The organism is Pedobacter sp. UYP24 (assembly GCF_054057295.1).
Window position 1 is genome coordinate 1 of record NZ_JBSRZD010000008.1, and the last position, 15,227, is coordinate 15,227.

Sequence of the window (15,227 nt, forward strand, 5' to 3'; positions counted from 1 at the left end):
GGAGGGCCTTTCGTGCAGGCTACTAGGTATCTTGTAGCACTAGAGGTACCCTTTTCCCCTCCAAAGTACCTATAAAAGTGGTTTGAGTGCTACAATACCCCTAACAACTTGTCATACTTAAATTGAAAAAAAGTAAAAATTCTGAGTTTCTGCAGCGGTATCTTTGATGATTTTTAGGAATAGAAAACCGACGGTTCCCGACTACAATCAACATATCTGCCATGCTGGTTTATTCCTAGCTAAAACAAATGGCACAATAGCTTATTTTCATGCTATTTTATTATCAAAAACTCATTATCAAAAATAGAAATATTGATTTGATTAATGGAATGGGTTTATGATAATCAGTAAAAAGAAGAAAGATTTTGCAGGCTTAATTGGGACAGGTTTGACTTGGTTTAGTACAAGAGTTTTTGATCAAGATATTTATTATTATACCAGGGAATAGTGATAGAAATTTCACCTCATCCACTGTTTGCTTACTCTAAATTGCTAATGTATGCGTTGACTTCTGACATATAAAGATCACTGTCGGTATCCTTTGTCATTTTGTAAAAGCATTCTAAATGGTTACAATCCCAGGTTACCAATCTCGATTTTGCATTAAGGTTAATGAACTCTGAATAATCTGTTGACTTTGTAACAATGTCTTTTAAACCGGAAAATAGCAAGATTGGAATTGATGATGGTTTTTTGTTAGATTCAGAATACTCATGTGCAACATTTGGAAGTAATACATGCTTGTTTTTTATTTCCAAAATTCTGTTAACAACTAGATTAGGGTCAATTACAAAAGAATCCAATATAACCCCATTGATGGACGTGTCCTTATTCAGGACGCTTTTTGAAATAATCGTGCCCATGGATAATCCGTATAGAACAACCTTCTTCGGCGCGTAAGCCTTTCTTACAAAAAATAATACTGTTCGCAAGTCTTCTGCAAATTCCTCATAATACATCATGTTGCGGTTTATTTCAAAGTCAGAGCTTTCTCCAAATCCTCTATAGTCATACAAGATGACATTGTATCCTGCTTTGAAAAATTCACTAGCTTGCCCTAGGCAATTTGACATGTTTCCAGCATCAGAATTGGAAACAATTATGAATGGTTTGCTCTTATTGTCTTGTAGGAAAATCCAAGAGTTAAGTTCGACACTAGAGTTAACTTTAATTTTTTTGGCCTGATATTTCAAACCAAGCTGTTCAGGTCTAACTGAATACTCCCGCACCGGATTGATAGCCATAGCATGAAATGAAAGAATTAATAGAACAATTAAAGTAGCAAGTTTTTTCATTGAGGTTTTTAATTTTGTTCAGGTATATGTTTATGGAATTGGTTAAAGTTAGTCTTTTCACGAATGTTTTCAGTTGTTATCTTCAATAATCAAGATGACTAGTATCCTGTTCAGAATTGAAGTAATTACGGCTTAGGAGACACTAAACTGGCATTATCATTTAATGGTGGATTTTTAATAATTCAAATTGTACTTTATCAGATAGCCAAGGTTGTTGATTAAATAATTAGTGACTCAATGTCAAACCCTGTCGGTCATTCTTTAACAAATTTTCGGTAAGGTGCTACCGTTCTTTCAGATGGAGCTTACTCTTCCTCATCAACAAACTCGCTTTTGTTAAAATCTTCAATAATCTTTATAGCCTGGTCATAATCAGCACTTGAAACGATAACCTTAACGGGATTAAATCCACCCGCTGAAACTCTCCAGGGAGCAATAGTTCCCATTAGCTCATTTTCTAGGAATACTTTAATTTGATTGTCTTCTAAAATATTCTGAATCATTGTAGCTTGCCAGAGTTCGCCAGCAAATGCTTCAATTAAATTAATTTCGCTTTGGTCTGCCATTGTTATATATTAAAAGAATAAAATATTGTCTTCTTGCGGTCTTTAACGTTTGTATTTAACTAGTAGATATTACTAATACTGTAAATCAGTTAAACAAATATTACACCAGGTAAATTATTTTTTGTGCACAACCTTTCGACCAATTTCCATTAATTTTTAGAAATAAACAAATCTGGTTTTAAATCCGCTATCTACCACGTTTAATGGTACTCACACCAATTGGGGTTGTAATCAGGTAGTTGTAGGAAGTACATAAGTAGGCGATCATTTGTTAAAGTATCTTAATCAAAAATCACTATACTTTATTTATCGTTATTATTGAAAATTTCTTTGTAAGCTGTTTCCATGCTACCAATTTCTCCTTCAGTCAACTTCGCAAAGTCTTTACGCCGCCTGTTAGGGAACACACCTTTGTTTTGATGTAAAAATATAATCATCAAATCAATATCCTTATCAGGCATATCAACAATGTTCTGCAACTCTCGTTTCAATTCATCGTAGTGCTGTATAAATTCTAACTCTTCCGGCATATCCTGGTTGATGGTTTCCTGTATGGTTTGAGCTAAAAACACAGATTGAGCTGTTAGATCAGGATAACGAAAATAGGCTTCGACTTCTTCGGGATTAGTGACCTCTAATGTTCCACCCGCTTTTTTGGTGTAACTGATTTGTTGAATTAGCGGCATGGAATATTGTTCCAAAGCACTATCATATTCCTGCATATTGTTGAGCATGTGAGCGGATACAGGAATAATTAAACCATCTGGCACCACGCCATCCCTAACCAACATGTCGTGTATTAGGAAACGATGTAATCTTCCGTTTCCATCCTCAAATGGATGAATAAACACAAATCCAAAAGCGATTAATGCGGCTCTTATGATAGGGTATGTACCTTCTGTTTTATCTGCTGCTATCTTTAGCCCATCCATTAATGAAGCCAAATATTGTGCTGGCGGACAGATATAATGGATTAGTTCATTGCCATAAGGTAGCGACTGTCCAATATAGTTTTGAAAATCGCGAAAGCCTGGAGAAGCAAAGCGGGGGTCAACAATCGAATTTTGTAATGTGGTCAAACTTTCTTCACTAAGCATTTTTTCGCTTGGCTTTCTGCCGGCTTGCATTAATAGCGCAATAAATCGGTTCATTCGTTCTACGGATGGTTTTTCCTTTTCTATTTCATAGGAGGAGCGGGTTTCTTTACTATACAGGTAATTGGTGGCCCTCCGAAAAATATCTGCCGAATAATTTGCTTTTAGGTCTTCAATCTGCGATCTAATGTCTGTGCTTAATAGTTGATTTAAAACGGTCGTTCTTCTTATTACCGGACAAAATAAAAATGTGCCTAATAAATTATTATTGATCCTCCAGCGGTTATCTTTTATGCTCCGGCCTGTTATATATTCGCTTTCCTCCAACAGGTTGGTATAATTACCTGAAATCAGGTATGGTAACTCCAATACTATATCACAAAGAAATTCATATAGAAAACCAATTTTGCGTGCGTACTTGCCTGATGGGGATGCCGAAATGAAATCTATAATTTCTTGTGGGCTATGCTGATTGAAAACCGCTTTTAGAAATGAAAGATCTAAATGATCATATTTTAATGAAAAAATGACATGTGCTAAAGGTGTATCTTCTTCCGGTATATATTTTCTACCGTAAATTTGACTTACCTCACCTTGAGCATTTATTTCCACTTTCTCATTGTTTCCTATATAAGAGTTATGCGTTAAGCGGTAATTTTTGAGATTAAAATGCTCCCGTAGCCATAAATTACCAACAGTTCTTAATGCCATGTGTTACGAGTTACGGTAAAACTGATTTTTTGTACTGTAATTTGATTGTAATGGTATAAACATACAGTAAAACAATTATATGGTATGATGTTTTAGCATATATTATTTGGGAAGGTGTATTTGGCCTGCTTTAAGTTGAACATAAATGTATGTCTTTATGCTCAACCTTTCGACCAGGTTCAAAAAATATTAAGCTTAAATTGTCGTTTTAACTTCTTTCCCATTGCTTTAATTTGCCACTTCCTATGCGAATCTTACCAAATACTATTTTATCATTGTAGGCCGGTAGGTATTAGTACATTTTTGATGATGTAATAATTAAGGTTTTAAAATTAGCATCATGAAAAAGTCATTACTCATTTTTTGGTTAAGTTTCCAAGTTCTCGCTCCAGCTATTTCCTGGGCTCAGTCTAGACAATTCTTTCAATTTGACCTCAAAAGTCGTCGTTTTCCCAGTAATACAGATCTGGAAACTCTTTCGGTTTCAGATACGGCGATTTACCAGGCTTTTAATTTCATGTCTCCAAAAAACCAAGATATGGAACCGAAAAGCCCCATTATGCTTGGGGTTAAGTTCAGGTCGGCAGGGTATAAAGGCTCCGGATTTAAAGTAAGTTCCATGAATAAAGTTTACGCTGCATATTTCCTTAAAGATAGCGATGAAGTAACAGTTATCGCGTTAGGGATAAATGAAAGAAACATCAATGATTATCAGTATCGGGTTGTAGAAAATGACAGCAGCGAAATCACGCCTTGGTCCAAGATCCCAAAACTAGAGCAAAAATACGGTGCAAAAAAAGCCTATGGCTTTATTAACAAGTTCAAAGCGCCTGGGAAGCAGTTATTTTTAGAGGTAAGGAACAAGAGAAATTATAGTATAAGAGATGGCGTAATATTCGACTGGCGGCGGGATTTCAAGCCGTTACTTAAGCAAGTTAACCTTACTGTTAAGTTAAACGATACACTGTTTACAACGGTTTTAAAGGACGACCAATATAAACTAGGTTTTACAAAACTAGTGGATTCAAAAACTAATGTTCCCATTGATTTCAAATTTAAAGGGGGCTTAGTTAAGGGAATCACCTTATATTTCAACAACCACGGAACTGTTCCATACGATATCTTCATCAGCCGCAAGACCGAAGGAGATACACTTCAAAAATGGCTGGAAGTTTATTCTTTTACTGAAGACAATAAGACGATTTATGACGAATTTGTTTACCCTGGAAAATATGAGATAATTGTTAGCCGCAGCGAATCAATCGGTAAATCACCAGAAAAAGATATATTAAGAATACCTTTTGAAGTGCTGCCAGGGCAGGTTGATTCTAAAGCTCCACCCATTGAACTGGTGATTATGCTTTCTCTAATTGTCATTCTTTTGGGGCTACTAATATTTCTAATTTATTACAATCGGAGTAAGAGAAGGCTTCAAAAATCCAAACAAGAACAGCAAGTGGCAGTGTTAAAACTGAAGTCAATCCGGTCGCAGCTTAATCCGCACTTTATGTTCAACGCATTAACTTCCATTCAGAATTTGATTAACAAAAATAACATTGGCGATGCGAATTTCTATCTGTCAAAATTTGCTGGGCTCACCAGACAAGTGCTGGACAGTAACAACGAAAACCTTTTGAGTCTCGAAGACGAGGTAAAAATGTTGACCGATTACTTGGAGATGGAACAGCTCCGATTTAATTTTCAATTTGAAATGCAAGTAGATCCCTCTTTAAATCAGGCCAATATTGAAGTCCCGGCAATGTTGTTGCAACCTTTTGTAGAAAACGCGGTGAAGCATGGCGTTTCTGGAATTCATAAGGGAGGCAAGATTCAAGTCATAATTAAAGAAATTGGTGCAGACCTCGAAATGCGGGTTCAGGATAATGGTGGAGGGTATGACCAGAATGCAGCCTCATCAGGCTACGGAATTAAGCTAAGTGAGGAACGTGTGGAACTATTAAATCAACTTTATAAAGATCAATCGATATCTTTATCAACGGACTCAACAGTAGCAGGAACCGTAATTACGATACGTTTATCTAACTGGATATCATAAAATGATCAAAGCCATTATTATAGACGATGAGGCAAACAACATCGAAAATCTACAAGCCATCATTGCGAAAAACTGTAGCAACATTCAGCTGGTCGGATCAGCGTTAGACGCAGATACAGGAAGGCGACTGATCTCTTCGAAGTTGCCCGACCTTATATTTCTGGATATTCAAATGCCAGGTAAGTCAGGCTTTGATCTACTGAAAGAACTTCCTAAAATAGATTTTGAAGTCATATTTATTACTGCTTATGATCGCTATGGAATTCAGGCAATTAAGTTTTCTGCATTAGATTACCTGCTAAAACCCATAAACATCAATGAGTTTCTATTAGCTGTGGAAAAGGCGGAACAGAAGATTAGCTCCAAGAAGGAAAGCAACAATCTGGAAAACCTGTTAAAGTACTTAAAAGGCGGTAAAGAGGTTCCGAAGATCGCTTTGCCTACACTTAAAGAAATCATGTATGTCAAAGTTTCAGATATTTTGAGGTGTGAAGCGGAAAACAATTACACCAATTTTCACCTGCTAAATGGAGAGCAGATATTGGTTTGTAAAACGCTCAAAGAATTTGCTGATTTACTGAAGCCTCATAACTTTCTCCGCAGCCATCAGTCGCACCTGGTAAATATTGAATGTGTAAAAAGCTTCCTTAAAGAGGATGGAGGGACGCTACTTATGACAAATCTAGAGAGAGTTCCTATTTCCAGACAAAACAGAGAAATGGTTAAAGAAGTACTTAATAGGGTAAATTAATCTAAATTAGACTGGTAACAACTCTGTAAAGGTTGCATAAAATGTAAGTGAGGTAGCCAACCTATAGATTTCATTAATAGCTATAGAGGTATGTATCAAAAAAATAAAATATTTTGTCAGGTTTTCAGTTAAACTACGACTACTTATACAATAAATCAATTATTTACTTAAATCAAAAAAAATGAAAAAATTATTAGTTGTAACGATGCTATTTATGAGCATTGCAATTACCGGGTTTGCACAAAAGGTTAAAGTTATCGCACTGGTAAACAAAGCCTCTTGGTGCCATGTTTGTAAGGAAAATGGCCCTCGTTTCGAGAAAGACATTATGCCGATGGCAATGCAAAACAAGAAAGTGACAGTTGTTATGAACGACCTTTCAGACGACAAGACCAAAGCCGCTTCATTGCCTATGCTTCAAAAAGCAGGCGTCGCAGCATTCGCGAAGAAAAACACGGGAACTGGTATGTTGTACTTTATTAATTCAAAATCAAAAAAACTGATTGCCGAAGTTAGCCTCGCGGAAAGTAACGAAGAGATTAAAAAAGTTTACATGGCAGCTCTTGCTAAAAGCTAAATTAAGACATAAATAGAAGATGGGTGGCTTGTCTTTAATATTAAAGTTTATGCCTTAAAACTCGCAGCGTTACTGCCGGAAGAAAGACAGCAAAATTATCAAAAGCTGAAATATTGAAGGTTGTTGCAGATGCCTATGATAGTGGACTTAAGGGATATTGAACTTATTGTTTACCTGCGCCTAAAAGGGATTAAATCGCCAGATTAATTTGGCTAGTAAAGCTACCTTGATGCATTAGGTAAGTTTTCTTGCGCATTTATGGAACACGCCATCAGAGACTTTGAGAATGTTTCTGAATTTCCTGGCAGCGTTCATTTGCGTTAATTTTAGTTCTGAAAGCAACATCTCCTTAGCAAGTGTTTGGTAAAGTTGTTTGGTACCGCTATCGGCCTCGGCCATACCCGGCACGTTATGCACGGCAATTGCCAGTGCATAGTCTACCAAATGGGGCAATTTTTGAGATATTAGCTTTGTTTTCATAGGTAATCAAGTATATCCAAAATCCGTGCCTGTTTAACAATTCCCTTAAGATTATTATATGAAAATCATCTTACTCATAATCAGTCTATAGCGGGTTTTTTACAATAAAATGTCTAATAATACTTGTTGCTATGCTCGGTTTTGCTAATATTTGTAGTATTATGGCATTGAAGCTAACTATTACCGTTTTAGCAATAAAAGAACCCCGGCCGGGAGTTGTGTTACCTCTTGAAAAAGTTATGGACGACAGGCTAAATCGTCTTGCTGCAGAAATGGCTGCTGCTTTGGAGGATCGAGTGGGTAATGAGCAAGAATTTGATGATCTTGTAGTTTGGTTGAGCTACAGTTCTAGCTATGCTATTCGCTGGAAAATTGTAAATGATGTTCCCTCAAGGATTGAAGAAGTAGTCAACAAACTCTGCGCAATTTTAGGTTATGTGGTTTGGAAGGGGAGTGTACTTGATTTAAAATCTAAACGCTAATAAATAAGATAATTAAAAGAGTTTCTTCATTTCCATCAGGCCAAACCTGATTCTGCTTTTTACTGTTCCTAGTGGAAGACTAAGTGCTTCAGCAACTTCAGTATGTGTGTAGCCTTCAAAATAAACCATATTAAGAACCACACGATGTAATGGGTTCAGCAGCCTCATTAAACCACGAACACCTATCGTATCTGTGTTGTAAGAACTGGCTTTAATTACATCTATTTCAAAAGAGATTTCTCCTATATCTACATTTTTGCTACTGTTGATGTGACTTTTTCTTCTTAATTGATCCAATGCAACATTACGGGCTAGGGTAGACATCCAAGTAAACAATCGTCCTTTAGCATCCTGATACTGATGAAAAGAGGTCCAGATTTTCACAAAAGTTTCCTGTAACAGATCTTCTGTTAATTCTTCGTTTATAACAATGCGATGGATGATCCCTTTAAGGGCTGGTCCATATAATTTATATAATCGCGAGAGCGATTTCTGGTCTTTAAGTCGTAACCCTATGATCAGCTCCCTTTCCATATCAGACGGAATACTCCCCGTTGGGGGAATAGGCAATCTGTTTATGTGTGGTAGTGCAATCATGATAATTTGGTTAGACTAAAGTAGTTGCAAATGTTATGCCCTAAATAACTGTTATTCCATTTAAGTGTAAAGGCCTTTGTTTTCAGTATTAAATTTCCCCTTATTCTAGTTTATATACGAGAATGATAACCACAAAGTTGCTTGACGGATTATTTAAGTAAACTAAATTTGTTAGCAATTTTTACAGATATTTTAAATAATAATCTAGTTTTGTAATAGTTTTAAAAATTAGTTTACCTAAAATGGAATTCATTAATAGGGGTTTTATCGGGGAAACACCATGGCACCGTGATTGGAAGATGGCATTTCCAAAGGAATTTAGGGAAGTATGTACTACGAACATGCTAACTGGAGAATTGCATCGGGCTGATGTATACACGTATTGCGGTACAACGATTGAGTTTCAGAATTCACCCATTACGGCAGAAGAACTATTGAGCAGGGAAGCATTTTACCCTAATCTAATTTGGGTACTTAACGGTAAAAAATTTGGTGGTTTTCGTATTCTTAAACACCTTCCGGATATAGATGATCCGAAATTAGCAGCGTACGAGTTTAGGCATACAGATCATTTATCTATGGTTAGAAAAACTGAGGTAATGCAAGGAATAAGTAAACCTAAGGTATTGAATTTTCATCATCCAGAGATTAGGCATTTGGTGCTTTCAAGTTCTTATTATTCATTTTGCTGGAAAAGACCACATAGGGTTTGGTTGAAATCTAAGGCACCTATATTTGTGGATTTGGGTGGACACTTTATTTATCAAATAAAGCTACGCAGACAGCTTTCAGAAGATTATCCCTATCTGCACATGATATCCAGAAAGTCATTTATAGACCAGTTTTTGCCATCTTGAATTTAAATTTGTTTACATTTGTTGCCCGGTATCAATTGAAATTGATATAGAACTTAAAAAAAAAATCATATGAAAACATCAATTAAATTTCTTTCCTTTTTACTATTGTCAGCCGTTACAATTACTGCTTGTAACAGTGAGAAAAAAACAGATGCAACTACAACGGATTCAACTTCTGTAAAAGCTGTTGATTCTTCAGTTGTAGTTTCAGAGCCTGCGAAAGAAACTGTACTTAACCTGGAAGCGAACGATCAGATGAAGTATAATCTAACCGAGCTTAAGGCCGTTGCCGGACAACCAATTAAACTCACTTTAAAGCATACAGGTAAATTCCCTATTACAGCTATGGGACACAACGTTGTGATTTTAAAACCAGGTACTGATGTTGCTGCATTCGCTGCTAAAGCGCTTCAAGCAAAAGACACGCAATACATTCCTAAATCAGAAGAAAGTTCAATCCTTGCCCATACAAAGTTAGTGGGTGGTGGAGAAGAAGATACCATAACCTTCACGATTGCTGAAAAAGGAACTTACACTTATATCTGTTCTTTCCCTGGTCATTATACAATGATGAAGGGTGTTTTAATTGTTGAGTAATCTTCAAAAAGCGATTTTATTAAGCAGCCTTCTATAAGAGGGCTGTTTTTGTTTTTGATATTTCTTTTGCAAATGATGTGTACCATTAAATTCAAATAATCAAAGCAAGCAGCGTTATGAACGAGGCTTATGTTTAATGCAACCAAACCAATTAAATAAATTGTATGAAACCAATCTTCAGAAAATCTTCGCTTTTTTTTAGTTTGCTATTTGCCGGTTTTGCAGCATTGGCACAAAATGCAATTACTCCAGCAACTGCTTTAAAGCGGTACCTGGATAATGGCGACAAGACTTATAACTGGTTGGTAAAGGATTCGTTTACTGTAGCTGATGTTACTGTTTATAATATTTTGTTAACCTCTCAGAAATGGAGAGCGCATATTTGGACACATCAGCTGACTTTGCTGGTTCCGAAAGATACCAAGTATGATGGTGCACTTCTTTTCATTACAGGCGGCAGTATTGGTAAAGAAGGACAGCCCAATTGGACTGATAAAAGCAACAAAGAAATATATGGAATGGGGATAATAGCAAAGCAAAACAAAGCTATTGTAGCAGTTTTGAAACAAACACCCAATCAGCCCCTTTACAATGGTTTAACAGAGGATGCTTTGATTTCTTACACGCTACATAATTTTAAGAATGACGGCGATTATAGTTGGCCATTGCTATTCCCTATGGTTAAATCTGCTACTAGTGCAATGACTGCAGTTCAGGAGTTTGTCCAACAAGTGCTAAATAAGAAGATTGGTAGGTTTGTGGTATCTGGCGCATCTAAAAGAGGCTGGACTACCTGGCTAACTGGAGCAGTAGATAAAAGGGTAACTGCGATAGCCCCAATGGTTATCGACATGTTGAACATGCCGGTAAGTATGAACTATCAGATTAAAGTTTGGAAAGATTATAGTGTTCAAATTGAAGATTATGTAAAACTTGGTCTGGTTCAGGAAATGGGTACAAAAAGCAGCAATGCGCTCACCACTATGATAGATCCTTACTCCTATAGAAAGATGCTTATCATGCCTAAAATGATTATTATGGGTACTAACGACGAATACTGGCCAATTGATAACATTAAAAATTACTATGATAGTATACCTGGTCAGAACTTGATTAAGTATGTGCCGAACGTTGGCCATAACCTTGGTGATGGGGTTGAAGCTTTAACTAGCCTCAGCGCTTTTTTTGGTTATACATTGGCTAAAAGCCCTTATCCAGTCTGTAGCTGGAAATCTACGGTTAATAGTAAAGGAGTTAAGCTTAACATAAAAGCTACTGCAGATAAATTGGTGGATGTTATTGTCTGGCATGCAGATTCTCCAGACCTTGATTTTAGAAATGATAAATGGACATCTGAAACTCTTGGGATACATAACACATCAAAAGTTGAAACCCTGGAATCATTCCCTGCATCAGGATATCGAGCTTTTTATGTTAACCTGAAATACAAAGATGCGGTTGGAGGTGAATACACTGAAAGCACCAGAGTCTTTATGACTGATAGTAAGGTTTTATACTAATCGTATCTGATTGTTTTGGTGAATTTGAAGGTATTAGAATACAAAGATTAATATGATGATTGAAAGCGTAATACTTGTTGATGAAAAAGATAATATTCTAGGAACGATGGACAAAATGGAGGCGCATGTTTTGGGGAAACTTCACCGGGCATTTTCTGTATTTATCTTTAATGGAAAAGGAGAACTCCTGTTGCAACAGCGCGCATTTGATAAATACCATTCTGGCGGGAAGTGGACGAATACCTGTTGCAGTCATCCGCGGTTAGGTGAGGAAACATTATCTGCTGCCAAACGAAGACTTAAAGAAGAAATGGGAATGAATTGTGAGTTGGAATATAGCTTTAATTTTACTTACAAAGCCGCATTAAACGATGGTATAGCGGAACATGAATTGGACCATGTTTTTTTTGGTGTTTGCGATGATCTGCCAATAATTAATGAGGAGGAGGTAGCTAGCTATAGATATATGGCTATGGGAGATCTTTCTAATGAAATACTTGAACACCCAGAATTTTATACTGAGTGGTTAAAGATTTGTTTTAAACAAGTAGAACAAACTTATTCCACACTATTTTAGATATGAACTTTAAGATATAAGCTACTGTTATAATCGGGAAAGGACGGGTGTTTTGTTTCGATTAACTGGCTGTCATATTTTTTAAACATTACTTCTTTTTCAAAAATTTGGCCTAAATTTCCCGTCACAATGAGAAATCCTGCTATTTTAAGGTCGGTTAACGTTACTCGATACGTATCCCCATTAAGGGAGGGAGGATCCATGCCCGCTATTGCTGAAGCTGATGATGAATTTCTATATGTAGTGAAATTTAGAGGAGCTGGACAGGGCACTAAAGCATTAGTGGCAGAAATAATAGGAGGAGAACTGGCCAGGGTTTTGGGTTTCAGAGTACCCGAAATTGTTTATGTTAACCTAGATGCTGCTTTTGGTAGAACAGAGCCTGATGAAGAGATCCAGGATTTACTTAAAGCAAGTGTTGGTCTTAATTTAGGACTTCATTATTTATCCGGCTCTATTACCTATGATCCGGCAGTAGTAAATATAGATTCAAAGTTGGCATCTCAAATTGTATGGCTAGACTGTTTGCTTACCAATATGGACCGTACACCTCGTAATACCAATATGCTGATGTGGCATAAAGAGCTCTGGTTGATTGACCATGGTGCATGTTTGTATTTTCATCACAACCTGGGCAATTGGGAAGAGCAGGCCATTAAACCATTTACACTGATCAAAGATCACGTATTGTTACCACAAGCAGCTTTATTGGAAGAGGTGGATCAGGAGTTTAAATCATTACTTAATGAAGAGGTGATTAATTCAATTGTGGCAATGATACCTGATGAATTTCTAATAAATGAATATACAGTAGAGACAGCTGAGGAGATGCGTGCAATTTATGCCCATTTTCTATTGTTGCGTATAGACAATTCTCACACTTTTATAAATGAAGCCAACAATGCAAGAGCAACAGTTATATGAGTATGCGGTAATCCGCTGGGTGCCGCAGGTGGAACGTGATGAATTTGTAAATATTGGGGTGATCATGTACTGTTCAAAGCACAAGTATTTAAAGGTAGTTTATGAACTGGATTACAAGAGGCTTTTTTCTTTTAACGGTTTGTACAACGAATTGGAAGTAGAACCTCACCTTATGGCTATTGATTTCATCTGCAATGGCAATTTAACTGGCGGACCAATTGCGTTACTTGATTTAGCATCGCGATTTAGGTGGCTTACAGCTATGAGAAGTACAACAATACAAACATCAAGGGTGCATCCGGGGTTCTGTTTAAATCCCCAAGAGACACTGGCTAAGCTGTTTAAGCAGTTGGTTTTGCTACCATAGCAACCGGATATAATAATTAATTCTTTTTAACAAGATCAACAAATGAACGAGGACTTCTACCAACATTTACACCATAAACAGAATCTGATAGAAGCCGTGCCTTCTAATCAGGAAATATCAGAATGGGTAATGAACCTGCTCAATTTACTATATCCAGAACGCTTAACCACACCTGATTATTCTGTAAATGAAATTAAACGCTTGTTTCAAAAGCAGGAAAATGAATTGATACGAATATTGAACACGACCAAAGTATGCGAAGATTGCGACAATAAAGCGATTGCTGCAACCTTCTTTAGCAGCTTGCCTGAACTTTATAGAAAGATGAATTCAGATATCAATGCAATAATAACTGGTGACCCAGCTGCAAAGAGCGAATTTGAAGTGATACGTAGCTATCCTGGGTTTCTTGCAATTGCCTTGTATCGCATTGCTCATGCTTTGTTGAATGCAGATATTCCTATAATACCTAGAATACTTACCGAGTACGCCCATTCAGTGACTGGGATAGATATACATCCAGGAGCTAAAATTGGGGAACATTTGTTTATAGACCACGGTACTGGTATTGTAATAGGTGAGACGGCAGTTATCGGAAATCATGTAAAACTGTATCAGGGTGTTACATTGGGCGCATTAAGTGTAGATAAAAATAAAGCAAATACCAAAAGACATCCAACTATTGAAGACCATGTAATTATATATTCAGGAGCAACTATACTCGGTGGAAATACTGTTATCGGTGCTTCTTGTGTTATAGGTGGAAATGTATGGTTAACTAAAAGCGTTCCTGCTAACTCAACCGTATATCATCAATCTACTGTTAAAGTAGTAGAAACAAAAAGTACAATTTAATTATGGGTAATATTATTGATTTTGTAGGCAACACACCGCTGGTTGAGATCCAGAGAATGCATAATAATCCAACTGTTAAAATTTATGCAAAGTTAGAGGGTAATAATCCCGGCGGAAGCGTGAAAGACAGGGCCGCTTTAAATATGATTAAAAGTGCTATTAAACGAGGCGATATAAAAGAGGGGACTAAATTGATTGAGGCTACAAGTGGAAATACAGGTATTGCGCTTGCGATGATTGCTAGTATGTATGACCTGGAGATCGAATTGGTTATGCCATCAAATTCCACAAAGGAGAGAACCCTTACCATGGAAGCCTATGGCGCAAAGGTAACTTTGTTGGACAATATTGAGACTTGCAGAGATTATTCGGAAGAGAAGGGGTCGACTGATGGGTACTATTTATTGAATCAGTTTGCAAATCCTGATAATTACCTTGCTCATTACAAGACAACTGGTCCTGAAATATGGAAGGATACTGAAGGTAAGATTACCCATTTTGTAAGTGCAATGGGAACAACGGGAAGTATTATGGGTAACTCTATGTATTTAAAAGAGCAAAACAACGAAGTGCAAATTGTAGGTTGCCAGCCAACTGAAGAATCGTCTATTCCGGGAATTAGAAGGTGGCCGACAGCCTATCTACCAAAGATATTTGATGCGAGCCGCGTAGATCGGATTATGGATGTTTCGCAACAGGAAGCAACAGACATGACAAGAAAGTTGGCGAAAAAAGAGGGCATATTTTCCGGAATGAGCACTGGAGGTGCATTGGCATGCACGCTAAAATTGGCTGAAGAACTTGAGTCAGGACTAATCGTTTTTATTGCGTGTGATCGGGGTGATAGATACTTAAGCAGCACCCTTTTTGGCTAATTTACACGATAACGATTGCGTAAATAAAATCATGACAATGCAATCA

Annotated in this window: 17 protein-coding genes; 12 read left to right on the forward strand and 5 right to left on the reverse strand. The window is 36.9% G+C overall.

All coding sequences use genetic code 11. The features are described 5' to 3' along the window. Nucleotides 1-479 precede the first annotated feature (479 nt). The 3 genes from ACVWYN_RS13820 to ACVWYN_RS13830 form a co-directional block, all read right to left on the reverse strand. Nucleotides 480-1,295 carry an alpha/beta hydrolase gene (locus ACVWYN_RS13820; protein WP_457289456.1) on the reverse strand — a complete coding sequence of 272 codons (816 nt, stop codon included), beginning with the start codon at nucleotides 1,293-1,295 and terminating at the stop codon, nucleotides 480-482. Nucleotides 1,296-1,600: 305 nt separating this feature from the next. After that, the gene (locus ACVWYN_RS13825) at nucleotides 1,601-1,861 is read right to left on the reverse strand and encodes a putative signal transducing protein (RefSeq protein ID WP_457289457.1); all 261 of its coding nucleotides are present in this window, start codon (nucleotides 1,859-1,861) and stop codon (nucleotides 1,601-1,603) included. Nucleotides 1,862-2,163: 302 nt separating this feature from the next. Next, nucleotides 2,164-3,666: a Fic family protein gene (locus tag ACVWYN_RS13830; protein ID WP_457289458.1), complete on the reverse strand. Its 1,503-nt coding sequence runs from the start codon at nucleotides 3,664-3,666 to the stop codon at nucleotides 2,164-2,166. 340 nt (nucleotides 3,667-4,006) lie between these two features. Here ACVWYN_RS13830 and ACVWYN_RS13835 point away from each other — a divergent pair, with 340 nt between their 5' ends. The 3 genes from ACVWYN_RS13835 (at nucleotide 4,007) to ACVWYN_RS13845 (ending at nucleotide 7,050) form a co-directional block, all read left to right on the forward strand. After that, entirely contained in the window at nucleotides 4,007-5,722 is a 1,716-nt protein-coding gene (locus ACVWYN_RS13835; protein WP_457289459.1) for a sensor histidine kinase, read from the forward strand. Between the two features lies 1 nt (nucleotide 5,723). Further along, nucleotides 5,724-6,473: a LytR/AlgR family response regulator transcription factor gene (locus ACVWYN_RS13840; RefSeq protein ID WP_457289460.1), complete on the forward strand. Its 750-nt coding sequence runs from the start codon at nucleotides 5,724-5,726 to the stop codon at nucleotides 6,471-6,473. A 181-nt stretch (nucleotides 6,474-6,654) separates the two neighbouring features. Continuing rightward, nucleotides 6,655-7,050 (forward strand): hypothetical protein, encoded by a 396-nt coding sequence (locus ACVWYN_RS13845; protein WP_457289461.1) that lies wholly within the window; start codon nucleotides 6,655-6,657, stop codon nucleotides 7,048-7,050. Nucleotides 7,051-7,284: 234 nt separating this feature from the next. Here ACVWYN_RS13845 and ACVWYN_RS13850 read toward each other — a convergent pair whose 3' ends face one another. Continuing rightward, the gene (locus tag ACVWYN_RS13850) at nucleotides 7,285-7,530 is read right to left on the reverse strand and encodes a hypothetical protein (RefSeq protein WP_457289462.1); all 246 of its coding nucleotides are present in this window, start codon (nucleotides 7,528-7,530) and stop codon (nucleotides 7,285-7,287) included. A 161-nt stretch (nucleotides 7,531-7,691) separates the two neighbouring features. Here ACVWYN_RS13850 and ACVWYN_RS13855 point away from each other — a divergent pair, with 161 nt between their 5' ends. Then, entirely contained in the window at nucleotides 7,692-8,012 is a 321-nt protein-coding gene (locus tag ACVWYN_RS13855; RefSeq protein ID WP_457289463.1) for a hypothetical protein, read from the forward strand. 12 nt (nucleotides 8,013-8,024) lie between these two features. Here ACVWYN_RS13855 and ACVWYN_RS13860 read toward each other — a convergent pair whose 3' ends face one another. Beyond that, the gene (locus ACVWYN_RS13860) at nucleotides 8,025-8,609 is read right to left on the reverse strand and encodes an RNA polymerase sigma factor (protein WP_457289464.1); all 585 of its coding nucleotides are present in this window, start codon (nucleotides 8,607-8,609) and stop codon (nucleotides 8,025-8,027) included. A gap of 242 nt (nucleotides 8,610-8,851) precedes the next feature. On the opposite strand from ACVWYN_RS13860, the gene ACVWYN_RS13865 reads away from it, so the two are divergent. From ACVWYN_RS13865 to cysM, 8 genes are all read left to right on the forward strand, one after another. Then, the gene (locus tag ACVWYN_RS13865) at nucleotides 8,852-9,466 is read left to right on the forward strand and encodes a competence protein (protein WP_457289465.1); all 615 of its coding nucleotides are present in this window, start codon (nucleotides 8,852-8,854) and stop codon (nucleotides 9,464-9,466) included. Nucleotides 9,467-9,535: 69 nt separating this feature from the next. Beyond that, a complete protein-coding gene (gene azu, locus ACVWYN_RS13870; RefSeq protein ID WP_457289466.1) occupies nucleotides 9,536-10,063 on the forward strand; it encodes an azurin in 528 nt (175 codons plus the stop codon). Between the two features lie 164 nt (nucleotides 10,064-10,227). Next, on the forward strand, nucleotides 10,228-11,583 hold the full coding sequence (locus ACVWYN_RS13875; RefSeq protein WP_457289467.1) for a PhoPQ-activated pathogenicity-related family protein: 1,356 nt from the start codon (nucleotides 10,228-10,230) through the stop codon (nucleotides 11,581-11,583). 52 nt (nucleotides 11,584-11,635) lie between these two features. After that, complete coding sequence (gene idi / locus ACVWYN_RS13880; protein ID WP_457289468.1) at nucleotides 11,636-12,160, forward strand: isopentenyl-diphosphate Delta-isomerase; 525 nt, start codon at nucleotides 11,636-11,638, stop codon at nucleotides 12,158-12,160. Between the two features lie 129 nt (nucleotides 12,161-12,289). Then, nucleotides 12,290-13,084 carry a HipA family kinase gene (locus ACVWYN_RS13885; RefSeq protein ID WP_457289469.1) on the forward strand — a complete coding sequence of 265 codons (795 nt, stop codon included), beginning with the start codon at nucleotides 12,290-12,292 and terminating at the stop codon, nucleotides 13,082-13,084. Then, on the forward strand, nucleotides 13,062-13,451 hold the full coding sequence (locus ACVWYN_RS13890; protein ID WP_457289470.1) for a DUF3037 domain-containing protein: 390 nt from the start codon (nucleotides 13,062-13,064) through the stop codon (nucleotides 13,449-13,451). The genes ACVWYN_RS13885 and ACVWYN_RS13890 overlap by 23 nt, the downstream gene beginning before the upstream one ends. A 42-nt stretch (nucleotides 13,452-13,493) precedes the next feature. Next, nucleotides 13,494-14,306 carry a serine O-acetyltransferase EpsC gene (gene epsC, locus ACVWYN_RS13895; RefSeq protein ID WP_457289471.1) on the forward strand — a complete coding sequence of 271 codons (813 nt, stop codon included), beginning with the start codon at nucleotides 13,494-13,496 and terminating at the stop codon, nucleotides 14,304-14,306. A gap of 2 nt (nucleotides 14,307-14,308) precedes the next feature. Further along, nucleotides 14,309-15,181, forward strand: coding sequence for a cysteine synthase CysM (gene cysM, locus ACVWYN_RS13900; RefSeq protein ID WP_457289472.1), 873 nt, complete (start codon nucleotides 14,309-14,311; stop codon nucleotides 15,179-15,181). Nucleotides 15,182-15,227: the final 46 nt, after the last annotated feature.

What these genes read in the sequence shown, in the direction of transcription:
- ACVWYN_RS13820 (WP_457289456.1), bottom strand. Translation starts at nt 1,295, where the DNA reads ATGAAAAAACTTGCTACTTTAATTGTTCTATTAATTCTTTCATTTCAT.
- ACVWYN_RS13825 (WP_457289457.1), bottom strand. Translation starts at nt 1,861, where the DNA reads ATGGCAGACCAAAGCGAAATTAATTTAATTGAAGCATTTGCTGGCGAA.
- ACVWYN_RS13830 (WP_457289458.1), bottom strand. Translation starts at nt 3,666, where the DNA reads ATGGCATTAAGAACTGTTGGTAATTTATGGCTACGGGAGCATTTTAAT.
- ACVWYN_RS13835 (WP_457289459.1), top strand. Translation starts at nt 4,007, where the DNA reads ATGAAAAAGTCATTACTCATTTTTTGGTTAAGTTTCCAAGTTCTCGCT.
- ACVWYN_RS13840 (WP_457289460.1), top strand. Translation starts at nt 5,724, where the DNA reads ATGATCAAAGCCATTATTATAGACGATGAGGCAAACAACATCGAAAAT.
- ACVWYN_RS13845 (WP_457289461.1), top strand. Translation starts at nt 6,655, where the DNA reads ATGAAAAAATTATTAGTTGTAACGATGCTATTTATGAGCATTGCAATT.
- ACVWYN_RS13850 (WP_457289462.1), bottom strand. Translation starts at nt 7,530, where the DNA reads ATGAAAACAAAGCTAATATCTCAAAAATTGCCCCATTTGGTAGACTAT.
- ACVWYN_RS13855 (WP_457289463.1), top strand. Translation starts at nt 7,692, where the DNA reads ATGGCATTGAAGCTAACTATTACCGTTTTAGCAATAAAAGAACCCCGG.
- ACVWYN_RS13860 (WP_457289464.1), bottom strand. Translation starts at nt 8,609, where the DNA reads ATGATTGCACTACCACACATAAACAGATTGCCTATTCCCCCAACGGGG.
- ACVWYN_RS13865 (WP_457289465.1), top strand. Translation starts at nt 8,852, where the DNA reads ATGGAATTCATTAATAGGGGTTTTATCGGGGAAACACCATGGCACCGT.
- azu (WP_457289466.1), top strand. Translation starts at nt 9,536, where the DNA reads ATGAAAACATCAATTAAATTTCTTTCCTTTTTACTATTGTCAGCCGTT.
- ACVWYN_RS13875 (WP_457289467.1), top strand. Translation starts at nt 10,228, where the DNA reads ATGAAACCAATCTTCAGAAAATCTTCGCTTTTTTTTAGTTTGCTATTT.
- idi (WP_457289468.1), top strand. Translation starts at nt 11,636, where the DNA reads ATGATGATTGAAAGCGTAATACTTGTTGATGAAAAAGATAATATTCTA.
- ACVWYN_RS13885 (WP_457289469.1), top strand. Translation starts at nt 12,290, where the DNA reads ATGAGAAATCCTGCTATTTTAAGGTCGGTTAACGTTACTCGATACGTA.
- ACVWYN_RS13890 (WP_457289470.1), top strand. Translation starts at nt 13,062, where the DNA reads ATGCAAGAGCAACAGTTATATGAGTATGCGGTAATCCGCTGGGTGCCG.
- epsC (WP_457289471.1), top strand. Translation starts at nt 13,494, where the DNA reads ATGAACGAGGACTTCTACCAACATTTACACCATAAACAGAATCTGATA.
- cysM (WP_457289472.1), top strand. Translation starts at nt 14,309, where the DNA reads ATGGGTAATATTATTGATTTTGTAGGCAACACACCGCTGGTTGAGATC.